Here is a 19,157-nt window from a genome sequence, read left to right on the forward strand (position 1 = left end):
AGAAGTGGCTCCGCAAATCTGAACAGCGTCATAAGTGGAAACTCTGGGCATGATGCCGGCTCTTGGGAGCTGGCGACAGGAGTTTTCGATGGTCAAGAAATCAGCGCGGCGCACCCGCCGCACGCACACGCCGGCGTTCAAGGCGCAGGTGGCCGTGGCGGCTTTGCGGGAAGACAAGACGTTGGCCGAGCTGGCCAAGCAGTTCGAGTTGCATCCCCACCAGATCACCGAGTGGAAGCGGCAACTTCTGGAGCATGCGGCCGAGGCCTTCGGCGGCGGAGCTGCGGCGGCCGAACCGGTCGATCTGGACCCGCTGCACGCCAAAATCGGCCAGTTGACGCTGGAGAATGATTTTTTAGAACGCGCGCTCACCAAGGCGGGATTGCTGAGCGCAAAGCGATGATCGACCGTCACGATCAGCTGTCCGTCACGCGCCAGGCGCAGCTGCTTGGCATCAGCCGCGGCTCGGTGTACTACCTGCCGCGGCCGCTCAGCGATGCCGACCTGGCGCTCATGCGCCGGCTCGACGAGCTGCACCTGGAGCACCCCTTCATGGGCGCTCGCATGCTGCGTGACCAGCTCGCCCGCGAAGGCATTCACGCCGGCCGACGCCACATTGGCACGCTCATGCAGCGCATGGGCATCACGGCACTGGCGCCACAGCCCGGCACCAGCAAGCGGGCGCCGGGCCACAAGATCTGGCCATACCTGCTGCGCCATCTGGCGATCACGCGGGCCAACCAGGTGTGGGCGTTGGACACGACCTACATTCCGATGGCCCGCGGCTTCGTCTACCTCACTGCGGTGGTGGACGTCGCCACCCGCCGTGTGCGGGCGCACCGGGTGGCGATCACTCTGGAAGCGATCCATGCCAAGGAGGTGATCGAGCAGGCGCTGGCGAAGTACGGCACGCCGGAGATCGTCAACACCGATCAGGGCAGCCAGTTCACCGCCGAGGAGTTCACCGGCGTGGTGCTGGCGGCTGGCTGCAGGCTCTCGATGGACGGGCGCGGGGCCTGGAGAGACAACGTGTTCGTCGAGCGCCTGTGGCGCAGCGTCAAGTACGAGCGGGTCTACCTGAAGGCCTACGACAGCGTCAGCGCCGCACGGGCCGACATCGCGGACTACCTTGCCTGGTACAACGCGCATCGCGCCCACTCGAGCCTGGATCGGCTCACGCCCGACGAAGCGTACTTCGCCGGCTTGCCGCAGCTGAAGCTGGCCGCGTAAGATGAAGATCGCTGGTGCGCCCCGAGTTGCCCACCGCGGCGTGCGTTCGTCGCAAGCGACGCCCGCCGCCGTGGACAACTCTGCACCGTCAGCAACCCGCCCGCAATCCACTTATAAATCGGGGAATGCTGTTCAGACAAGCGGAGCCACTTCTTTGGCAAACTATGTTTACACCGTAAATATTAACGGCTACACTTCTTGAAAATATTCCTACAAATCGAGACCTCATGGATTTATTCATCGCCTCAATGCTGGCTCAGGATGGCCTCGTCAATGGCGCCATCTACGGATTACTGGGCTTTGCTCTCGTACTTGTCTTCAGCGTTACCCGCGTTATCTTTTTGCCACAGGGTGAATTCGTGGCCTTCGGGGCGCTTACCTATGGTGCGCTGGTAACCGGGCATGTCCCGGGAACGATATGGCTGCTGCTCGCACTGGTCGCTATCGAGGCGGGCCGGTTGTGCGTGGCGAACCGCAGCCATCCAGGCCGGATGGTCCGGAAAATGCTATGGCTGCTGGTGCCTAGCGGCTTGACGGCCGGTGCCGTGCTATCCGGCCTGGTCACTGCAGGTGGGCCGTGGGTGCAGGCATTGGCCTCGGTTTTCATCGTCGGCTTGACGGGCCCGCTCCTATACCGGCTGGTATTTCTGCCGGTGCGCAACGCGTCGGTGCTGCTGCTTTTGTTCGTCGCTGTTGCGCTGCACTGGGTGCTGCTGGGCATCGGCCTCGCGATTTTCGGCGCTGAAGGACAGCGTGCGCCCGCCTTGATCGATGTCGGCTTCGATGTCTTTGGCGTGCCGATCACCGGGTCGACACTGTCGGTGCTGGCGTTCACGGCGATCGCCCTGGTCCTGCTGGGGCTGGTGTTCGGGCGCACCCTCTTCGGTCTGGCCTTGCGCGCCACGGCCATCAACCCGCTCGGCGCACGGATCGTCGGCGTGCGCACCGAGGAAAGCGGATCGATTGCCTTCGGTATTGCCAGCTTCATTGGCGCCTTGGGCGGGGTGCTGATTGCTCCGATTACGACCGTGTATTACGACACAGGCTTTTTGATCGGTCTCAAAGGATTCGTGGCAGCGATCTTCGGCGGTTTGCAAGGCTATGCGTTGACCGCGGTCGGCGCCCTGTTCGTCGGCCTGGTCGAGTCCGGATCGGCGTTTTATGCCAGCGCATTCAAAGACGCGCTGGTGTTCGGTCTGATCCTGCCACTTGTTCTCTATAGATCGCTTCGGTCTACGGTCCGGGAAGACTGACATGAAATTTTCAACTCTTGTGCTCGTACTGCTTGCCGCCGTGGCCGGGGCTTCCTTCGTTTTGCCGCCATTCTGGGTCACGCTCGGCGCTTACGTGGGAATGAACGCCATCGTGGCCATGGGGCTGGTGCTTCTCACCGGGGTGTGCGGGATCACATCGTTCGGGCAGGCGGCGTTCGTCGGCGTTGGCGCCTATGTTGCCGCGGTGCTGTCCGTCCAGCTTGGCCTTTCGCCGTGGATCGGCTTGCTGGCAGTGATCGGCGCCGCGCTCGTTTCCGGCATCGTGCTCGGATGGATGACGGTCCGGCTCTCGGGGTTCTATGTGCCGCTCGGCACGATTGCCTGGGCGGTTGCGTTGATCGGTGTCGCCGGCAATATTCAATATCTCGGCGGGCATACCGGCATGTCCGGCATCCCGGCACTGCGCATCGGCAGTCTCGTGCTGGAAGACTCGCGGAAAATGCTCATTCTTATCTGGGTGTTTGCCGCCGCAGCGATCGTCCTGACCCAGAACCTGTTGCACTCGCGTCCGGGCCGTGCCTTCCGCACGCTTCACGGGCGGACGGTCATGGCGGAAAGCATGGGTATCGATACGGCGGGCTACAAGCTGGTCGCCTTCGTCTATGCAGCCGTTCTTGCCGCGATCGCAGGCTGGCTGTACGCCCACTTCCAGCATTTCATCAATCCGACGCCTTTCGGGCTGAACAAAGGCATCGAATATCTGTTCATGACCGTGCTCGGCGGCGCCGGCAGTGTATGGGGCGCAGTCATCGGTGCGCTCGGCATACCGCTGTTGGTCAACTTTCTGCAAGACGTAGTCCCGGCTCTGGTCGGCGTGAGCGGGGCCTGGGAGACAGTGATCTTCGGCTTGCTCGTGATCCTGTTCATGTGGTGGGCACCCGGCGGCGTGTGGTCCCTGATCGACCGCTTCCTTCCTGCCGCGCGCCAGCCTTTGCGCCCGCCGCGGAGTGCCGTCTCCGCGAAGGCATATGCGCCGCGTGCGATCGCCAAGTCCGACGCGTATGCGCTCGAAGTGAAAAGCGCGCGCAAGGTGTTTGGCGGACTGGTTGCCGTCAACGACGTTTCGTTTCATGTGCAGCAAGGCGAGATCGTTGCGTTGATTGGCCCGAATGGCGCCGGCAAGAGCACGATGTTCGACCTCATCACCGGCGTGCAGCCGATGACTGCCGGCGAGGTTTACCTGTCCGGTGAGCGAATGGACGGACGCGCGGCCAGGGAGATCGCGAAGCGCGGCGTCGCCCGTACTTTCCAGCATGTGAAGCTGCTGGACGACCGCTCGGTGCTGGAGAACGTAATGCTGGGCGCCCACCTGAAGAGCCGCTCCGGTCCCTTGCGTTCGGCGCTCGGATTGAACCGGATGGAGGAGGCCGCGCTGGCGCAGACCGCCGAGGTGTATCTGGCGGAATGCGGCCTCGCCAAGCTGGCGGACAGCGCTGCCGGATCTCTGGCGCTGGGTCAGCAGCGGATCGTAGAGCTTGCCCGCGCGCTGGCGCTCGATCCGAGCCTGCTGCTGCTGGACGAGCCGGCGGCCGGTCTGCGGCTGCACGAAAAAATGGCACTCAAGGACCTGGTGCTGACATTGCGCGCACGCGGCGTCAGCGTCTTGCTGGTCGAGCACGACATGGACTTCGTCATGGGTCTCGCCGACAGGATCGTGGTGATGGAATACGGAACAAAAATCGCCGAGGGCACGCCGGCTGAGATCCAGTCTGACCCGCGCGTCATTCAAGCCTACCTGGGAGATGCGGCATGAGCGAACTTCAGGTAAGCGATCTGCATATCGCCTATGGCAAGGCCGAGGCCGTCGTTGGCGCCGCACTCGATGCCGGGCAGGGCGAGATCGTCAGCATCATCGGCGCCAACGGCGCCGGCAAGTCGACACTGCTCGGCGCGATCATGGGCATTTTGCCGATCCGTTCCGGCACCATTCGATTCGATGGCGAAGACATCGCGCGGCTCGACGTGGAAGAGCGGCTGGAGCGCGGCCTGTGCCTGGTTCCGGAAAAGCGCGAACTGTTCGGGGAGTTGAGCGTACTCCAAAACCTCCAGCTTGGCGGATACTCCCGGCGCTCATCCTCCAAGGCGGCCATGAAGCGCTCTTTCGACCAGGCCATCGACTTGTTCCCCCGCCTGGGCGAACGTCTCGACCAGCGCGCGGACACGCTCTCAGGCGGCGAGCGCCAGATGCTGGCGCTCGGGCGCGCGCTGATGGCGGCCCCGCGCATGCTGATGCTTGACGAACCGAGCCTCGGCATCGCGCCGATTGTCAATGCACAGATTTTTGCCGCCATTTCGAAGCTCGGCCAAAGCGGCGTCAGCGTGCTCCTGGTGGAGCAGAACGCGCGCGCGGCGCTGCGCATCTCGCAGCGCGGGTATGTCATCGAAGGCGGGTGCATTGTGCTGGAAGGCACGGCGCAATCCCTGGCGAGCAACGACGCGGTATTGCGCAGCTATCTGGGACTGTCGGGATCCGCCGACGCGTCCCGGGACCAGCAAAGAGAGAGGGCCTGACGATGCGGACCATTGATCCTGCCTTCGACATGCAGTTCCTGATGCGTGCAGTGGGCGCGCTGGATACCGTGCTGTCCTGCGAACGCTTTGCGGAAATCGATGCCGGCACGGTCGATGCGGCAGTGGACGCGGCGGCCAGATTTTGCACGGGTGTTCTTGCGCCCCTGAACCAGCCTGGCGACCGCGAGGGTGCACGCTGCGAAAATGCGGCGGTGGCTACGCCGCAAGGGTTTCCCGCTGCATTCCGCGCCTTCTCCGACGCTGGCTTGAATGGCGTCGCCGTATCTCCAGCGGCAGGCGGGATGGGCCTGCCGAAAATGGTTGCGGCATGTGTCGAGGAACTCACCTCAAGCGCGAACCTCGCTTTCTCGCTGTGCCCTGTACTTAACCGCGGCGCAGCTGCTGCCCTGTCCCGGTTCGGCGATCCGTTCCAGAAGGAAGTCATTCTTCCGCGCCTGGTGAGCGGCGAATGGACTGGCACGATGAACTTGACCGAACCCCAGGCCGGTTCCGACCTCGGGGCGATCCGTACCCGCGCAGTGCCGCACGGCGATCACTATGCAATCACGGGCCAGAAGATCTTCATCACCTACGGCGAGCATGATTACACGTCCAACATCGTGCATCTCGTGCTTGCACGCATGGCAGACGCGCCACCGGGGCCGCGCGGCATTTCGCTCTTCATGGTGCCCAAGTTCCTGATCGGGCCGGATGGAGAAATCGGCGCGCGCAACGGCGTGTTCTGCCTGTCGATCGAGCGCAAGCTCGGCATCCACGCCAGCCCCACGTGCGTAATCGGCTATGGGGAAAATGCGGTCGCACACGGTTGGTTGATCGGTGAAGCGAACCGCGGCCTCGAAGCCATGTTCGTAATGATGAACGAAGCGCGTTTCGCGGTTGGCGTGGAAGGCGTCGCCCAATGCCAGGCAGCATTGTCTGCAGCCTCGGCCTATGCCTCCCAGCGCGTGCAAGGACGGCCTGCCGGCCATCGCGGCGCGATGCCGGCGATCGAGGCGCATCCTGATGTGGCGCGCCAGCTGCTGCGGATTCGCAGCTTCACGGAAGGCGGGCGCGCGCTTGCCATGTGGATCGCCAGCCAGCTCGATCTGGCAGATACGCATGCCGATCCAGATGTGCAGGCGCACTCGCGCGCCGCGGCCGAACTGGCCGTGCCTGTCTTCAAGGCCTGGGCCACCGAGCGCTCGATCGACGCCGCCAATATCGCCATCCAGATTCACGGCGGCGCGGGGTTCATTGAAGAAACCGGCGTGGCGCAGATACTTCGCGACACCCGCATTACCGCCATTTATGAAGGCACTACCGCGATCCAGGCGAACGATCTGTGGGCACGCAAGATACAGCGCGATGGCGGGGCCGCAATGCGCGCTTTGCTGGCCGGCTTCCAGGCCGTCTGCAGCGACCTGGAGCAGGTATCCGATTCCGAACTGCGGCGATTGGCCGCACCGCTGCGGGAAGCGATTGCCGATGTTGCGGTATGCACCGACTGGATTCTGACGACTGCCGGCGAGCGGCCACAGGACGTTGCGGCAGGCGCGGTGCCCTTTCTCGAGGTCTGCGCGGCCGTGTGCGTCGGCGCTCTACTGTGCAAGGCGGCGCTGTACGCGCACCCCCTGGGCGATCAGGAATTTGCACAGGACAAGACCCGTATTGCAGCGTTCTTCATTCGCCACGAGCTGCCGCCTGCGCGCGGCAGGGTAGGCCCAATCATGAGCGGGGCGGATGACGTGCTAAGGGCAATTCCGGCGGAGGCAAGGGTTGCCTCTGCCGGCAGGTAGGCAAGGCATTAGAGTTCCATTTCAACATTAATCACGGAGGAGACATCATGCTTCATATGTTACGTCGCGGGCTGGTCGCAGCTCTTACAGTCATCGCTGCCGGACAGGCTGTCGCGGCAGAAATCAAGGTCGGCGTGATTGTGTCGGCGTCCGGCCCCGCGGCCTCGCTCGGCATCGCGCAGCGCAATACGACCACGCTGTATCCGGACAGTATCGCCGGCCACAAGCTGACGGTGGTCGTCCTTGACGATCAGTCCGACTCCACGGTCGCGACATCGAACGCGCGCAAGCTTGTCGCGGAAAACAATGTCGACGTCATCTTCGGCTCCTCCACTGGCCCAACCGTCATGGCGATTGCCGAAGTCGCACATTCCGCACGCGTGCCGCAACTCGGTTTCGCACCCACCACACTGACGCCCGAAAAAGCGCCGTTCACGTTCCAGATCGCGCAGCCGTTCCCGCTGATGGTATCCGCGGTGCTGGCTGAAATGAAGCGCGGCGGCGCCAAGACCATCGGCTTCATCGGCTATGCCGACTCGTATGGAGAGGGCTGGCTGAAGGAGCTGGAAAAGCAGACGGAAGGTTCGGGTCTCAAAATCGTCGCGCGAGAACGCTATAACCGTACCGACACCAGCGTCGCCGGTCAGGTTCTGAAGCTGGTCCAGGCGCGTCCTGACGCGATCCTGGTCGTCGGCTCAGGCACACCGTCCGCGCTTCCGCAAATCGGTCTCATCGAACGCGGCTACCGCGGCCGCATATTCCATACCCACGGCGCAGCCAACAACGACTTCCTGCGGGTCGGCGGACGTGCGCTCGAAAACGCCATCCTGCCGGTGGGGCCGATGTGGGTGGCCGAGCAACTGCCGGCGAACAATCCGTCGCGCGCGATTTCGGTCGACTACGTCAAGCGCTATGAGGCGGCCTTCGGCGCGAATTCGCGCTCCTCGCTCGGTGCCTATGCATGGGATGCCTTGCTGATGCTGCAGGCAGCCGCTCCGGTTGCGCTCAAAACAGCACAACCCGGCACACCGGAATTTCGCGTTGCTCTACGTGATGCGCTGCGTAATCTACGCGAAGTCGCCGGCACTACCGGCGTCTACAACACGAGCGCGACCAATCACAACGGCCAGGACGAGCGTGCGCGCGTTCTCGTGACGATCCGTGATGGCAAGTGGACCTACCTGGGCCAGTAAGCCTACGAGTGAACTAACCCCCGCCAACTGAAAGCTTAGCAATGAACAAGTTGACGTACATGGTCAATCCGGCCGACAAGAACTTCGGGTCGATTCCTTTGCATATCGAGCGGCGACCGTCCGGCGACATTCTCGTCTCTGCGCCGTTTGAAGGTAGCGTGCCGCGCTGTCTGGGCGAGCATCTGGTCCGATGGGCGGGGGAAGCCCCGGACCGGGTGTTTCTGGCGGAGCGTGACGGCGCCGGCTGGAAGACGCTGTCATATGCAGAAACGCTGCGGCGGGTAGAGCGTATCGCCGCCGGGCTGCTGCGCCATGACCTGTCGGCGGAACACCCGGTGCTGCTGTTGTCCGACAACTCGCTTCGCTTCGCTTTGCTCTCGTTGGCGGCCATGCACATCGGTGTTCCGGCAGCAGCCGCCTCGCCGGCGTATTCGCTGGTTTCCAAAGATTTCGAGAAGCTTCGGCATGTCGTCAAGCTGACGACACCGGGCCTGGTGTATGCAGAGTCGGGGGCAACTTACCGGCGCGCATTCGATGCGGTGGATTTTGGCGACGCGGCAATTTATGTGGGGCGGGACAGTTTCGCGGGGGCGTTGGAATTCGCTGAATTGGAGGGGCAATCCGATCCTGAAGGCGTCAAGGCGCGCTTCAACAGCGTTGGGCCGGGCACGATCGCCAAGTTTTTGTTCACCTCCGGCTCGACGGGGGTACCGAAGGCAGTCGTGAATACGCAATACATGCTTTGCAGTAATCAGGAAGCGAAGGCGCGCGTCTGGCCGTTCATGGAACAGGAACCGCCGGTTGTCGTCGACTGGCTACCCTGGAACCACACATTCGGTGCCAACTATGTGTTCAACACGGTGCTGCGCAACGGTGGTTCTTTGTATATCGATTCCGGCCGCCCGACGTCGGCCGGAATCGCGGCCTCGGTGGAAGCCCTGAAGACGATTTCACCAACCATCTATTTTAATGTGCCGCGCGGCTACGACATGCTGTTGCCGCATCTGGAGCAGGATGAAGCCTTGCGCAGCAATTTTTTGCGTCGGCTGCGCCTGTTCAGCTACGCTGGGGCGGCCCTTCCTGCCTCCACACGCGAACGGCTCAGACGCCTTGAAAACGCGGATGGTCGAAGCATTCCGGTGGTCGCATCCTTGGGCACAACGGAAACCGCGCCCGGCACGATCACCTGCTACGGCGAGCCTGCGACAGCCAATGTGGTCGGGTTGCCGATGCCTGGGGTGTCGTTGAAGCTGACGCCGAATGGCGGCAAGCTTGAAGTGCGCGTACGCGGGCCCAACGTCACGCCCGGCTACTGGCGCCAACCTGAGCTGACCGCCGCAGCGTTCGATGAAGAGGGCTTCTACAAGGTGGGCGACGCCCTGCGTTTCGTTGACGAGGCGCAGCCCGAACTTGGGCTCCAGTTCGACGGTCGTGTTTCGGAAAACTTCAAGCTCTTGACCGGCACATGGGTGTCGGTCGGGACACTGCGGGTGGCGCTCGTATCGGCTTGCGCGCCCTTCGTTCAGGACGCGGTCATCACCGGACATGACCGTAATGAAATAGGCGCAATGCTGTTTCTTAACGGCGAAGCATGCCGCGTCGCGCTCGGCCTCGATGAAACGCCGGATGCCGCCAGCCTTGCTGCCGACCCGCGCGTCCGCAATGCGATTGCGACCGGGTTGAAGCGTCTTGCGGAGTCCGCCGGAGGCAGTTCGCAGGCGGTCCAGCGCGCACTCATCCTGCTGGAACCGCCATCCCTCGATGCCGGAGAAATTACGGACAAGGGCTATATTAACCAGCGCGCGGTGCTGGAAGCCCGGGCTGCACACGTAGAGAAGCTCCATGCGGAGCCGCGTGCCGCTTCGGTCATTACCTTAGGAGATTAAAAGAATGTTGTACCAATTCAAGGACGTATGGCTGGTTGCCGGCGCCCGCACCCCCTTTACCGACTTCAACGGCTCATTGAAGGAACTGTCCGCCACCGACCTGGCCATCGTCGCCGCCAAAGGCGCATTGAGCCGCTCCGGCATCGATCCGAAACTGGTGGATGCCACGATCGTCGGAAACGTTGCACAGTCGAGCCTTGATTCCTATTATCTCGCCCGCCATGTCGCGCTGTATTCCGGCGTCGGCATCGACAAGCCGGCGCTGATCGTCAATCGCATCTGCTGTTCCGGCTTCGAAGCGGTCGCGCAAGGCGCGATGGCGATTCAGCTGGGATCGGCCAGCACCGTTCTCGCGGCCGGTACCGAGTCGATGTCGCGCACGCCGGTCGTCGCGTATGGCATGCGCTCCGGGTTCCGCCTGGGACAGGTACAGTTCTACGACTCGCTCTGGGAGACGCTACGCGATTCGGCGACCGATCTGCCGATGGGCATGACAGCCGAAAACCTGGCGCGCCAGTACAAGATCTCGCGCGACGAGGTGGATGACTTCGCAGCCGAGAGTTTTGCGCGCGCATTGAAGGCGCAGAAGGATGGATTCTATGATGACGAGATCGTGCCGGTTACGCGTGAAGCCCATGAACTGAGCGGCTACGCGACCCGCAAGATCACGCTTCCCAGGGGCGTGGAATCGGTAGGCGCCGACGACCATGTGCGCCCCACGTCGAAAGAAAAGCTGAGTGCGCTGCCGCCAGCGTTCGGCGGTGTACAGACGGCCGGCAACTCATCCGCCATCGTGGATGGCGCGGGCGCGGTCATGCTGGTGTCGGGCGAGGTGATGCGGCGCGAAGGCTTGAAGCCGCTGGCGCGCATCGTATCGAGCGCGATCGCCGGCGTGCCGCCGGAAATCATGGGCATCGGGCCGGCTCCCGCGATTCGCGAGGTGGCCGAAGGGCAGGGAATCTCAGTCAGGGACATTGGCCGCTTTGACATCAACGAGGCATTCGGCGCGCAGTTGCTCGCGGTTCAGCGGGAACTTGACATCGACCTCGCACGCGTGAACGTCAATGGCGGCGCGATTGCAATCGGACATCCGCTGGGTGCGACCGGCATACGCTGCACCTTGACCGCCGCGCGCGAAGCGCGTCGCGCGGGCGAGCGCTATGCGGTGTCGAGCGCGTGCGCTGGTGGCGGTCAAGGGATGGCCATTCTGATGGAGATCGTTTGATGCTTGGAATCGAAGATCACATCGAAGCGCGTCTGGAAGGGCCGATTCTCCACGTCACGCTGCGTCGACCGGACAAGCACAACGCGATAAACGACGCCATGATCGCGCGCCTGAACCGCATCTGGGCCGATCTGCCGGATACGGCCCGGGTTGTGCTGCTGACATCCGAGGGGAAAACCTTTTGCGCCGGACTCGATTTGTCCGAGCAGGCAGCCCGTTCGCCATTCGGCGCCGTACAGCATTCGCACAGCTGGCACGAATGCTTTCGCCGCATCCAGTTGTCGGGCTTACCGGTGGTCGCGGCGCTGAAAGGACCCGTTGTGGGAGGCGGCCTTGAGCTCGCGCTGGTCGGCCATGTGCGGGTCGCGGATAGAACCAGTTATTACGCGCTACCCGAGGTCAAGCACGGGTTCTTCGTCGGCGGCGGTGCATCGGTGCGCGTGTCGCGCGTGCTCACGACCTCGCGCATGATCGAGATGATGCTGACCAGCCGCGTGTATGACGCCGAGGAAGGCAACCGGCTCGGTCTGTCGCACTATCTGGTGGACGAGGGGACAGCGGAAAGCTTTGCGCTGGAGCTGGCTAAAAAAATTGCAGGCAATACACCGGAAGGCAATTTCGCCATCACGGTTGCACTACAGCATATCGAAGACATGCCGGCCGATGCCGGGCATTTCACCGAAGCGCTGATGGAAGGCGTCATCCAGTCCACCCCTGGATTGTTGCCGCGGCTGGAGGCATTCCTGAGCGGCCGCCACAAAACCAAACTTGCAGAATAAGGAACATCATGGACATCAAAGATTGTGTTGCGATCATCACTGGCGGTGCTTCCGGATTGGGCGCCGCCTCGGCCGAACGGCTATCGGCGACGGGCGCCAGGGTCGTCATTGCGGACCGTTCGGTGGAGCTGGGCAACGCCTTGGCCAAGCGTCTGGGCGCCTTGTTCGTGGAGACCGACGTCACGTCGGCCGAACAAGGGGCTGCATGCATCCGGGCGGCGCTTGAGCGCTTCGGCGCGGTTCACGCGTTGGTGAACTGCGCCGGCATTGCCCATGGCGAGCGCGTGCTCGGAAAAGCAGGGCCCGCTTCGCTGGACCTCTTCGAGAAAGTGGTGAAGGTCAACCTGGTGGGCACGTTCAACATGCTGCGACTTGCAGCCGAAGCGATGTCGAAGAATGCACCGAACGAGGATGGGGAACGGGGCGTGATCGTCGCCACGGCTTCGGTCGCCGCATTCGACGGGCAAATCGGCCAGGCCGCTTACGCGGCATCGAAGGCGGGTATTGCCGGGATGACGCTGCCGATCGCGCGCGACTTGGCCAGGCAGGGTATTCGCATGGTCACGATCGCGCCGGGCCTGTTCGAAACGCCGATGATGAGTGGCGTACCGCCGCAGGTACGCGAATCGCTCCAGCAGATGACCGTATTTCCGACGCGCCTGGGCAAGCCTGCGGAATACGGGTTGACGGTCGCACAAGTGATCGAAAATCCGATGCTGAACGGCGAAACAATCCGCCTCGACGGCGGCGTGCGTCTCTCGGCGCGCTAGATGCAGTCTTCGGTTTGCCACCGCCCGCTCGCCACGCTCCAGCAGAGAGCGGCGCCCCCTGATTCATCCTGCATACGGTCGCCGTTCAACCCTCGCTCGTTCGGGCCGCAGCTGCCACGGCCCAAATCCGACATTTATCAGACTCCAGGGGAAATTTCCGTATGTTCGGGTAATCGCTTTTTCTCCGGCGGACCGTACACTTCACGGCTTAAAACTCAAACCGCGAATCAGAGCAGCGACGGCGGTCCAGGAGACTTTCGATTACGAGAGCGTCCGGACGTCGGCTCCTGCTGACGTCGGCAACGAAATCATCGCTGATTGACGTTGGAACCAAGGCAAGTATGGAAATGAGAGTCAACCCGGAACTGGCGAGTCAGGCGCAGCCAGCGCCTTTCGTCGGCCGCCCAATGGAACGCATCGAAGACGTCTCGCTGCTGACCGGGCGCGGCCAGTATGGCGATGACGTCGGCGTCAAGCCGGGCACGCTGTACGCGGCGATCGTGCGTTCGCCGCATGCGCACGCGACGCTGGGCGCGATCGACACCGCCGCTGCCGAGCGCGCGCCGGGCGTGCGCGCCGTGTTGACCGGCCAGGATATTCGCGACTGGTCGCGTCCGTTCGTCGTCGGCGTCAAGGCACCGATGGAAATGTGGGCGCTGGCCACCGACCGCGTGCGCTTCGTCGGCGATCCGGTCGCCGTGGTGGTGGCCGAATCGCGCTACCTGGCCGAAGACGCGGTAGACCTGGTCAAGGTCGCGTACACGCCGTTGCCAGGCGTCACCACGGTCGATGATGCGATCCGTGACGACGCCACCGTCCTGCACGAAGGCGTCGGTTCCAACGTCGTCAGCGACCGCCATTTCCGCTATGGCGATCCTGAGACCGCTTTTGCCCAAGCGGCCCATGTAATCGAGATCCAGACCCAGTATCCGCGCAACTCCTGCACCCCGATCGAAGGATCGGTGGTGGTCGCCGAATACCTGTCGGACGAAGAAGGCTACGACGTCAGCTCCAACTTCATGGGGCCGTTCTCCCTGCATACGGTCATGGCGATGGCGCTGCGCGTGCCCGGCAACCAGCTGCGCCATCGCACCTTCCGCGATTCCGGCGGCAGCTTCGGCGTCAAGCACGCGGTGTTCCAGTACGCGGTGCTGATGTGCCTGGCCGCACGCAAGGCACGCGCACCGGTCAAATGGGTCGAAGACCGGCTCGAACATCTGGTCGCCCTGACGTCATCGACCGGGCGCCAGTCGACCCTCAAGGCCGCGGTGCAAGCCGATGGCCGCATCACCGCGCTGGCCTACGACCAGTTCGACGACTGCGGCGGCTACCTGCGCGCACCCGAGCCGGCGACCTTCTACCGCATGCATGGCTGCCTGACCGGCGCCTATGCGATCCCGAACCTGCTGGTGCGCAACCGCGTGGTGCTGACCAACAAGACCCCGGCCGGGCTGGTGCGCGGCTTCGGCGGCCCGCAGGTCTATTTCCAGCTCGAACGGCTGATGCAGCGCATCGCGCAGACCCTGGGCATCGACCCGCTGGAACTGTACCGGCGCAACTTCATCCCGGCCGATGCCTTCCCCTACCGCGCCGCCGCCGGCGCGCTGATCGATTCCGGCAATTACCAGCGCGCGATCGAACTGGCGCGCGAGGAAGGCGGGCTGGATGCGCTGCTGGCGCGGCGCGACCAGGCGCGCGCCGAAGGCCGTTTGTACGGGATCGGCTATGCTGCCATCGTCGAGCCGTCGATCTCCAACATGGGCTACATCTCGACCGTGATGCCGAAGGAAGCGCGCGCCAAGGCCGGACCCAAGAATGGTGCCATCGCCTCTGCCAGCGTGGCCATCGATCCGCTCGGCGGCGTCAGTGTCGTGATCGCCTCGGCCCCGGCCGGGCAGGGCCACCGCACCGTGTGCGCCCAGGTCGTGGCCGATGTACTGGGCATCGGACCCGAGCAGGTCACGGTCAATATCGAGTTCGATACGCAGAAGGATGCCTGGTCGGTCGCGGCCGGCAATTATTCGAGCCGCTTCGCCGGCGCCGTCGCCGGGGCCGTGCATCTGGCCGCCTGCAAGATGCGCGACAAGCTGGCCCGCATCGCCGCACCGCAGCTTGGCTGCGCGCCCGAGCATGTGGTCTTCGCCAATGGGCTGGTCCATGCGAAAGAGACGTCGCAACCGGCGCTGCAGTTTGCCCGCATGGCAGCCAGCCCGCATTGGGCCCCGGGCCTGTTGCCGGACGGCGTGGAGCCGGGCATGCGCGAGACCGCATTCTGGACCGCCGAGCAGCTCACCGCCCCGGATGAAGACGACCGCGTCAACACCTCGGCCGCCTACGGCTTTGCCTTCGATGTCTGCGGTGTCGAAATTGACCGCAATACCGGGCGCGTGCGCATCGACAAGTACATCACCACGCACGATGCCGGCAAGCTCCTGAACCCGGCGCTGGCCGACGGCCAGATCCGCGGCGCCTTCGCCCAAGGGCTGGGTGCGGCGCTGATGGAAGAGTTCCGCTACGGCGAGGATGGCAGCTTCCAGTCGGGCACCTTTGCCGACTACCTGGTACCGACCACCTGCGAAGTGCCGGAACCGACCATCGTCCACATGGAGACGCCGTCGCCGTTTACGCCGCTGGGCGCGAAGGGCCTGGGCGAAGGCAACAACATGAGCACGCCGCCCTGCATCGCCAACGCCGTCGCCGATGCCCTCGGCGTGGCCGATGTGACCCTGCCGCTGACGCCGTCGAAGGTGATGGCACTGATCGGCATCGACGATCCGCCGCCGTCGCGACCGCGCGCGGCGCCGCCGTCGGCGACATCGAAGGGCGGCAAGGCACTGGCGGCGCAGGGCGAGGTCCGCCTGCCGGCCACGCCGGAAGCGGTGTTCAAGGTCTTGCTCGATCCGGTCGCACTGGCCAAGGTGATTCCCGGCTGTAACGAACTGCAGCAGATCGGGCCCAACCGCTACCGCGCCGATGTCACGGTCGGGGTCGGCATGATCAAGGCGCGCTACGCGGCCGAGGTCGCCTTGTCCGAGCTCGACCCGCCACGCAGCCTGCGCCTGGCGGGCTCCGGCCTGTCGGCGGTGGGCAGCGCCAACGGCAGTGGACTGGTGACGCTGGAGCCGGACGGGGAGGGCACGCTGCTGCGCTACGACTATGCGGCCGACGTGTCGGGCAAGGTGGCCGCCGTGGGCAGCCGCATGCTGGAAGGCGCAGCCAAGATCGTGCTCAACCAATTGTTTGAACAACTGGGCCGCGAAGCCGGCGGCGAAGGCGCGCTCGCCGCCAGGCCCGGTTTGCTGAAGCGCCTGCTCGCGCTGTTGGGAGTGAAGCGATGAAGCCGCAGGCATTCGATTACGTGCGTCCCGACAGCACGGAAGAAGCACTGGCGCTGCTGGCCAACTCCGGCCCCGAGGCGCGCATCCTCGCCGGCGGCCAGTCGCTGATGGCGGTGCTCAATATGCGCCTGGCCCAGCCCAGCCTGCTGATCGACATCTCGCGCGTGCCCGACCTGAATTACGTGAAGGTCAAGGATGGCAAGGATGCTTACCTCGCGATCGGCGCGGCAGCGACCCAGGCCAGCGTCGAATGGCGCAGCAGCCTGGCGCAGGAAGTGCCCTTGCTGGCGCAGGCGTTTCCGCATATCTCGCATTTCCAGGTGCGCAACCGCGGCACGGTGTGCGGATCGGTCGCGCATGCCGACCCCAGCGCCGAGCTGCCGCTGTGCCTGCTTGCATTGGGCGGACAGGTGGTGCTGCGCACCCGCAAGGGACGGCGCGTACTGGCCGCCGAGGATTTTTTCCAGGGCATGTTGATGACCGCCCGCCACGCCGACGAACTGGTGGAGGAAGTGCGGTACCCGCTGGCCGTTGCCGGGCAACGGTATGCCTTCACCGAATTCTCCCAGCGCCATGGCGACTTCGCGATCGTGGCAGTGGCCGCGGCGACGGGTCCGGACGGCATCCGCTTCGCAGTCGGCGGCGTGGCGGACCGGCCGCGCGTGATCGTGCTGCCGCACCTGCAGGGCAGCGAGCTGGACGGCGCGATCAATGATTTCGCGTGGGACCTGGAAGCGCGCGGCGACCACCATGCCTCGGCGGCCTTCCGGCGCCAGCTGGTGCGCCAGCTCGGGCGCGAAGTGATCGAAAGGACGATGGCATGAAAAAGCATGTGAAGGGTGAGGTGGTGCGCATCCAGCTCAGGCTCAATGGAGAGGAGCGCAGCGCGCGCTGCGAGCCGCGCACGCTGCTGTCGGATTTCCTGCGCGATGGCCTTGGCGCAACCGGCACCCATGTCGGTTGCGAGCATGGCGTGTGCGGGGCCTGCACCGTGCAGATCGACGGTGTGGCGTCGCGCGCTTGCCTGACCCTGGCGGTGCAGGTGGACGGGCGCGCGGTCGATACGGTGGAAGGACTGGCCGACGAACAGGATCGCCTGTCCGACCTGCAGGAAGCATTCCGGCGCAACCATGCGCTGCAATGCGGCTTTTGCACGGCCGGCATCCTGATGTCCTGCGACGACTACCTGCGGCGCAAGCCGGACCCGAGCGAAGCCGAGGTGCGCGACATGCTGTCCGGCCACCTGTGCCGCTGCACCGGTTACACCAATATCGTGAAGGCGGTGCTGGAGACCGCCGCCGCGCGGAGGGGCGGTCCCGGCAAGCTGCCGGAACAGTAAGCCAACGAATATTTCTGATTTGAAATCCACTTCAAGGAGAACACCGTGACCCAACTCAAACATCCAGCCCAGACTCTGCTGCAAGAGCTCGATGGCTTCCGTGTCGAAATCGACCCCGCGCGCGAACGCGCCGACATCATCCTCAAGCGCGGCCCGTTCAACATCATCTCGATGGCGCAGCGCGACCAGCTGCGACTGGTGTTCGAATCGCTGGACGAAAACGATGCGGTGCGCGTGATCGTGCTGCGCGCCGAAGGCGAACACTTTTCCAGCGGCGGCGACATCAAGGGCTTTCTCGAAGCCAGTCCCGAACACGTCTCCAAGCTGGCCTGGAACATCGCCGCCCCGGCGCGCTGCAGCAAGCCGGTGATCGCCGCCAACCGCGGCTTCTGCTTCGGCGTCGGCTTCGAGATCTCGCTGGCCTGTGACTTCCGGCTGGTCACCGATACCACCTTCTACGCGCTGCCCGAGCAGAAGCTGGGCCAGATTCCCGGCTCGGGCGGTTCGGCGCGGCTGCAGAAGATGGTCGGCATCACGCGCACCAAGGACATCGTGATGCGTTCGCGCCGCATTCCGGGCAAGCAGGCTTACGAGTGGGGCGTGGCAACCGAGTGCGTGCCGGATGCCGAGCTGGAAGCGGCGACCGACCGGCTGGTGGACGAGCTTCGGGTGTTCTCGCCGCTGGCCCAGCGCACCGCGAAGAAGCTGCTCAACGACACCGAAGACTCGCCGCTGTCGATCGCCATCGAGCTCGAAGGCCATTGCTACAGCCGCCTGCGCTCCTCGAACGACTTCCGCGAGGGCGTGGAGGCCTTCCACGGCAAGCGCGCACCGAAGTTCAACGGCAGCTGATCGCAAGCCGGCGATGGACGCGGAGAACCACGACACGCTGACCGCGGCCCGCGCCTGGCTGCAGGCCGGGCATGCGGTCGTGCTGGTGACGGTGGCGGCGACCTGGGGCTCGTCCCCGCGCCCGGTCGGCGCCATGATGTGCGTGCGCGATGACGGCCTGGTGGCCGGCTCCGTGTCCGGCGGTTGCGTCGAGGACGACCTGATCGAACGCATCCGGCGCGACGGCGTGCCGTCGCACATCGGCACCGTCGTGTACGGCGTCAGCAAGGACGAGGCGGCCCGCTTCGGCCTGCCTTGCGGCGGCACACTGCGCCTGGTGGTGGAGCCGCTGGTTCAGCCGCTGAAGCAAGCCGGCTGGATCGACACGGTACTGTCCCATATCGAGCGGCACGAGCTGGTGCTGCGGCGGGTGGATATGCACACCGGGGCCAGCCGCATCGCGCTGGCCACCGGCGACGAAACCTGCCGGCTCGACGAGGACAGCTTCCAGACGGTGTTCGGGCCGCGCTGGCGCCTGCTCCTGATCGGCGCGGCGCAGACCTCGGCCCTGACGGCGGAGATTGCCAAGACCCTCGGCTTTCATGTGATCGTCTGCGACCCGCGCGAAGAGTTTCACCGGACCTGGGCGGTGCAGCAGACCGAGCTGCTGACCGTCATGCCCGACGACGCGGTGCTGGCGATCGAACCCGACCCCCGTACCGCCATCGTCGCGCTGACGCATGATCAAAAGCTGGACGACATGGCTTTGCTGGAAGCATTGAAGTCGCCGGCCTTCTATGTCGGTGCGCTCGGCTCGCGCGCCAACACTGACAAGCGGCGCCAACGGCTGGCGCTGTTAGAAGTGGCTCCGCAAATCTGAACAGCGTCATAAGTGGAAACTCTGGGCATGATGCCGGCTCTTGGGAGCTGGCGACAGGAGTTTTCGATGGTCAAGAAATCAGCGCGGCGCACCCGCCGCACGCAC

15 protein-coding genes are annotated in these 19,157 nt (G+C 64.4%); all 15 read left to right on the plus strand.

From position 1 onward, the window contains the following. The first annotated feature begins 88 nt into the window (after positions 1–88). The 15 genes from IT472_RS06555 to IT472_RS06625 all read left to right on the plus strand — a co-directional run bounded on the left by IT472_RS06555 (position 89) and on the right by IT472_RS06625 (position 19,052). Positions 89–1,230, plus strand: a protein-coding gene (locus IT472_RS06555; protein ID WP_297180133.1) for an IS3 family transposase whose coding sequence is annotated in 2 segments (ribosomal slippage) — positions 89–359 and positions 359–1,230 — 1,143 coding nt in all. Because the reading frame shifts where the segments join, the coding sequence is not laid out codon by codon here. 227 nt (positions 1,231–1,457) lie between these two features. Continuing rightward, positions 1,458–2,483, plus strand: coding sequence for a branched-chain amino acid ABC transporter permease (locus IT472_RS06560; RefSeq protein WP_297180136.1), 1,026 nt, complete (start codon positions 1,458–1,460; stop codon positions 2,481–2,483). A 1-nt stretch (position 2,484) separates the two neighbouring features. Beyond that, positions 2,485–4,257: a branched-chain amino acid ABC transporter ATP-binding protein/permease gene (locus tag IT472_RS06565; RefSeq protein ID WP_297180139.1), complete on the plus strand. Its 1,773-nt coding sequence runs from the start codon at positions 2,485–2,487 to the stop codon at positions 4,255–4,257. Then, the gene (locus IT472_RS06570) at positions 4,254–5,015 is read left to right on the plus strand and encodes an ABC transporter ATP-binding protein (protein WP_297180142.1); all 762 of its coding nucleotides are present in this window, start codon (positions 4,254–4,256) and stop codon (positions 5,013–5,015) included. Before IT472_RS06565 ends, IT472_RS06570 begins: the two co-directional genes overlap by 4 nt. Positions 5,016–5,056: 41 nt before the next feature. Then, entirely contained in the window at positions 5,057–6,811 is a 1,755-nt protein-coding gene (locus IT472_RS06575) for an acyl-CoA dehydrogenase (protein WP_297180171.1), read from the plus strand. Between the two features lie 47 nt (positions 6,812–6,858). After that, positions 6,859–8,004, plus strand: a complete 1,146-nt coding sequence (locus tag IT472_RS06580) for an ABC transporter substrate-binding protein (protein ID WP_297180145.1) — start codon at positions 6,859–6,861, stop codon at positions 8,002–8,004. A gap of 41 nt (positions 8,005–8,045) precedes the next feature. Continuing rightward, positions 8,046–9,890 (plus strand): feruloyl-CoA synthase, encoded by a 1,845-nt coding sequence (locus IT472_RS06585; protein ID WP_297180148.1) that lies wholly within the window; start codon positions 8,046–8,048, stop codon positions 9,888–9,890. Between the two features lie 4 nt (positions 9,891–9,894). Further along, positions 9,895–11,115, plus strand: coding sequence for a thiolase family protein (locus tag IT472_RS06590; protein ID WP_297180149.1), 1,221 nt, complete (start codon positions 9,895–9,897; stop codon positions 11,113–11,115). Continuing rightward, entirely contained in the window at positions 11,115–11,894 is a 780-nt protein-coding gene (locus tag IT472_RS06595) for a crotonase/enoyl-CoA hydratase family protein (RefSeq protein ID WP_297180151.1), read from the plus strand. The genes IT472_RS06590 and IT472_RS06595 overlap by 1 nt, the downstream gene beginning before the upstream one ends. 8 nt (positions 11,895–11,902) lie before the next feature. Beyond that, positions 11,903–12,664, plus strand: a complete 762-nt coding sequence (locus IT472_RS06600) for an SDR family NAD(P)-dependent oxidoreductase (RefSeq protein ID WP_297180154.1) — start codon at positions 11,903–11,905, stop codon at positions 12,662–12,664. A 347-nt stretch (positions 12,665–13,011) separates the two neighbouring features. Then, positions 13,012–16,002: a molybdopterin cofactor-binding domain-containing protein gene (locus IT472_RS06605; protein ID WP_297180156.1), complete on the plus strand. Its 2,991-nt coding sequence runs from the start codon at positions 13,012–13,014 to the stop codon at positions 16,000–16,002. After that, positions 15,999–16,826, plus strand: coding sequence for an FAD binding domain-containing protein (locus tag IT472_RS06610; RefSeq protein WP_297180159.1), 828 nt, complete (start codon positions 15,999–16,001; stop codon positions 16,824–16,826). The genes IT472_RS06605 and IT472_RS06610 overlap by 4 nt, the downstream gene beginning before the upstream one ends. After that, positions 16,823–17,341, plus strand: a complete 519-nt coding sequence (locus tag IT472_RS06615) for a (2Fe-2S)-binding protein (RefSeq protein ID WP_297180162.1) — start codon at positions 16,823–16,825, stop codon at positions 17,339–17,341. The genes IT472_RS06610 and IT472_RS06615 overlap by 4 nt, the downstream gene beginning before the upstream one ends. A 45-nt stretch (positions 17,342–17,386) precedes the next feature. After that, positions 17,387–18,193 (plus strand): enoyl-CoA hydratase/isomerase family protein, encoded by an 807-nt coding sequence (locus tag IT472_RS06620; RefSeq protein ID WP_297180165.1) that lies wholly within the window; start codon positions 17,387–17,389, stop codon positions 18,191–18,193. 13 nt (positions 18,194–18,206) lie between these two features. After that, positions 18,207–19,052, plus strand: a complete 846-nt coding sequence (locus IT472_RS06625) for an XdhC family protein (protein WP_297180168.1) — start codon at positions 18,207–18,209, stop codon at positions 19,050–19,052. Positions 19,053–19,157 lie beyond the last annotated feature (105 nt).

It is taken from the genome of Thermomonas sp. (genome assembly GCF_020850895.1).
Lineage (GTDB): Bacteria > Pseudomonadota > Gammaproteobacteria > Xanthomonadales > Xanthomonadaceae > Thermomonas.